The organism is Pseudomonas sp. SDO52101_S400, assembly GCF_054071635.1.
The window spans coordinates 1-3,671 of the sequence record NZ_JBSVWF010000121.1; the positions used below are offsets into that span (position 1 = coordinate 1).

A 3,671-nucleotide genomic window follows, 5' to 3' on the forward strand; every position below is an offset into this window, starting at 1 on the left:
CACAGGAGATTTGTGGCGTACACAAAACCTGTGGGAGCGAGCCTGCTCGCGAAGGCCGCGACGCCGGTCAGTGGCCCATCAGCCAGTGCTGGTGCGGCCCCGGCAGGGTCCAGATGCCGAACAGGATCACCAGCAGGCCGCCCGTCATGCGCACGCTGCGTTTGCGCAGCAGCGCCGTGACCCGCTCGGCGGCGAGGCCGGTGGCCAGCAACACCGGCCAGGTGCCGAGCCCGAAAGCGAGCATCAACAACGCGCTGTCGAGTGCATTGCCCTGACTGGCCGACCACAGCAATGTGCTGTAAACCAGCCCGCACGGCAGCCAGCCCCAAAGCGCGCCGAGCAATAAAGCGCGGGGCAGGCTCGACACCGGCAGCAAACGGTTGGCGACAGGCTGAATGTAGCGCCACAGTCCACGACCGAGGCTTTCGATGCGGGTCAGGCCGCTCCACCAGCCCGCCAGATACAGGCCCATGGCGATCAGCAGCAAACCCGCAAGCACGCGCATGAACAACGCCGCAGGACTGTTGGCCACCGCCCATCCCGCCAACCCGATCAGCAGACCGGCCGTGGCATAGCTGAGAATCCGCCCGAGGTTATAGGCCAGCAGCAGTCGAAAGCGTCGGCTGCGTTGCTCCTTGGGAATCGCCAGGGTCAGCGCGCCCATCAGGCCGCCGCACATGCCCAGGCAATGCCCGCCGCCGAGCAGGCCGAGAATCAATGCAGACACCAACAGCGGCGCCAGTTCAAACATGAGGCGGCGCCTTGTCGTCCGGCCTGGCCGGGTTGGCTTCGTCCACGGCGGCGGTGTGCTTCGGGTCCTGGTCGTCGAACAGGATGCTGTGGGCCGGGCCGTCGAGGTCGTCGTACTGGCCGCTGTCCACCGCCCAGAAGAAGATGTAGACGGCGATGGCCACGATCAGCAGCGCGGCCGGAATCATCACGTAGAGAGCTGGCATCTGTACTCCATGCCCACGCGGCTCAGGCCGGCAGCGGGCGGGTTTCTGACGTGGCGTTGACGGCCGGCGCACTCGGCAGGCGAGTCAGGCGCAGGGCGTTGAGCACCACGGTCAGCGAACTGATCGACATGCCGACAGCGGCCCATACCGGAGTGATCCAGCCGAGGGCGGCGAACGGCAACATGAGGCCATTGTACAGCGCGGCCCATAACAGGTTCTCGATGATCACCCGGCGGGTGCGGCGGGCCAGCGTGAAGGCTTGTACCAAGGCGTCGAGGCGATTGGACAGCAACACCGCATCGGCGCTGGTTTTCGCAAGATCCGTGGCCGAGCCCATGGCCACGCTGATGTCCGCAGCGGCCAGCACCGGCACGTCGTTGACCCCGTCGCCAAGCATCAACACCTTGCGGCCGTCCTTGTGCAGTTGTTGCAGCACTTGCAGCTTGTCGTCCGGGCGCAGACCGCCCCGGGCCTCGTCGATGCCCAGTTCGGCAGCGACACTGGCGACCATCGGCGAACTGTCGCCCGACAGCAGCAGTGTGTGCCAGCCGCGCGCCTTGCACGCAGCGAGCAAGGCCGGGGCGTCGGCCCGCAGGCGATCATCAAGGACGAACCAGGCCAGTGGCCCCTTAGCGTCACCTAGCAACAACCATTGGCCCGGTTCATCGGGTATCGGCGGCGAAGGAGCGCCGCTGAGGTCACAGACAAAATCCGCCTGACCGATGCGCAAACGCTGTTCGCCGACCAATCCTTCAAGCCCCAGACCAGGCGTGCTGTGAACCTCTTCGGCGGCCAGTGGCGCCCGGCCAAAGGCCCGGGCGATCGGGTGTTCCGAACGGTTCTCCAGGGCGGCGGCGAGACTCAGGCACCGATCGCTATCGAGGGCGCCGAGCGGGCGGATCGACCGCAGCACCAGACGCCCTTCGGTGAGGGTGCCGGTCTTGTCGAAAATCACTGTGTCGATCTGGTTCAGGCCTTCCAGCACATGGCCACGCGTCAACAGCAGGCCGAGTTTGTGCAGGGTGCCGGTGGCGGCGGTGAGGGCGGTCGGCGTCGCCAGTGACAACGCGCATGGGCAAGTGGCGACCAGCATGGCGAGGACGATCCAGAACGCCCGCGATGAATCCAGCTCCCACCACAGCAGGCCGATGGCAGCGGCGGCGATCAACGACAGCAACAGGAACCATTGCGCGGCGCGGTCAGCGATTTCCGCCAGGCGTGGTTTTTCCGCCTGGGCGCGATCCAGCAAGCGCACGATGGCCGACAACCGCGTGTCCTGACCCAGTGCCTGCACTTCGACGGTCAACGCTCCTTCGACGTTCAGCGTGCCGGCGGTGACTGCATCGCCCAGTGTGCGTGGTTGCGGCAGGTATTCGCCGGTCAGCAGCGACTCATCGATGCTCGATTGACCGTCGAGGATCTTGCCGTCCGCCGGCAACACCGAACCCGGTTGAACCAGCACCCGGTCACCGAGGCGCAGTTCGCTGAGCAGGATACGTTCACTCTGGCCGGATTCGTCGAGGCGCAGGCATGAGGCGGGCAGCAGATTGACCAGTTGTGCGGTGGCGGCGGCGGTGCGCTCCCGGGCGCGGCGTTCCAGATAACGCCCGGCCAGCAGGAACAGCGCGAACATGCCCACCGCGTCGAAATACAGTTCGCCGACCCCGGTGATCGATGTCCAGATCCCGGCGACATACGCTGCGCCGATCGCCAGCGATACCGAGACGTCCATGGTCAGGTGACGGGTTCGCAAGTCGCGCATGGCGCCTTTGAAAAACGGCGCGCAGCTGTAGAACACGATCGGTGTGGTCAGGAACAGCGCGACCCATCGCAGAATCGTATGCAACTCGGGGCTGAGGTCGATGTTGAATTCCGGCCATGTCGCCATGGTCGCCATCATCGCCTGGAACCACAGCAGCCCGGCGACCCCGAGTTGACGCAAGGCGAGGCGGTTTTCGCTGGCCAGTTGTTCGCTGGCGCGGTCGGCCTGATACGGGTGCGCGGCGTAGCCGATGTGGCGCAGTTCGCCGAGGATCTGGCTCAGCGGCAATTGAGCGTCGGCCCAGCGCACATGCAGGCGATGGTTGGACAGGTTCAGCCGCGCCTCGGCCACGGCGGGCAGGGTGCGCAGGTGTTTCTCGATCAGCCAGCCGCACGCGGCGCAACTGATGCCTTCCATCAGCAGCGTGGTTTCGGCCAGTTCACCTTCGTGGCGGACGAAGGGTTGTTGCACGTCGGCGCGGTCGTACAGCGCCAGTTCGTCCACCAATTGCACCGGCAGCGCTTCGGGGTTGGCCGAGGCTTCGCTGCGGTGCTGGTAATAACTTTCCAGGCCGCCGGCGACGATGGCTTCGGCCACGGCCTGACAGCCTGGGCAGCAGAACTCACGGGACTCCCCGAGCACGACGGCGGTGAAGCGGCTGCCCGACGGGACGGGCAGGGCGCAGTGGTAGCAGGGGATCGGGGTGGTCATGGCATTGTCGAAGGGGGGAGCCCTTTTTTTCGGGTTGTCCGCTTGCCCTCACCCCAGCCCTCTCCCGGAGGGAGAGGGAGCCGATTGATGTGAGCCGGAAAAATGGGTTCAGTCAGCGCTATGGTCACTGGCGTACATCGATTATGCAAACGCCCGAGATCAGTGCCCTCTCCCGGATGGAGAGGGGGCCGATTGATGTGGGCCGGAAAAATGGGTTCAGTCAGCGGTATCGTCACTGGCAT

3 protein-coding genes are annotated in these 3,671 nt (G+C 65.6%); all 3 read right to left on the reverse strand.

Annotated elements, in window-relative coordinates; all coding sequences use genetic code 11:
- Nucleotides 1-67: 67 nt before the first annotated feature.
- From ACW9HX_RS28865 to ACW9HX_RS28875, 3 genes are read right to left on the reverse strand one after another with little or no spacing between them, the layout of a single operon-like run.
- Nucleotides 68-751, reverse strand: coding sequence for a sulfite exporter TauE/SafE family protein (locus tag ACW9HX_RS28865; RefSeq protein ID WP_457383185.1), 684 nt, complete (start codon nt 749-751; stop codon nt 68-70).
- Nucleotides 744-956: a cbb3-type cytochrome oxidase assembly protein CcoS gene (ccoS, locus tag ACW9HX_RS28870; RefSeq protein WP_457383186.1), complete on the reverse strand. Its 213-nt coding sequence runs from the start codon at nt 954-956 to the stop codon at nt 744-746. The genes ACW9HX_RS28865 and ccoS overlap by 8 nt, the downstream gene beginning before the upstream one ends.
- 22 nt (nt 957-978) lie before the next feature.
- Nucleotides 979-3,429 carry a heavy metal translocating P-type ATPase gene (locus tag ACW9HX_RS28875; protein ID WP_457383187.1) on the reverse strand — a complete coding sequence of 817 codons (2,451 nt, stop codon included), beginning with the start codon at nt 3,427-3,429 and terminating at the stop codon, nt 979-981.
- Between the last annotated feature and the right edge of the window lie 242 nt (nt 3,430-3,671).

Bases quoted from the DNA above. Each gene is read 5' to 3' on its own strand.
- ACW9HX_RS28865 (WP_457383185.1), bottom strand. From the start codon at position 751: ATGTTTGAACTGGCGCCGCTGTTGGTGTCTGCATTGATTCTCGGCCTG.
- ccoS (WP_457383186.1), bottom strand. From the start codon at position 956: ATGCCAGCTCTCTACGTGATGATTCCGGCCGCGCTGCTGATCGTGGCC.
- ACW9HX_RS28875 (WP_457383187.1), bottom strand. From the start codon at position 3,429: ATGACCACCCCGATCCCCTGCTACCACTGCGCCCTGCCCGTCCCGTCG.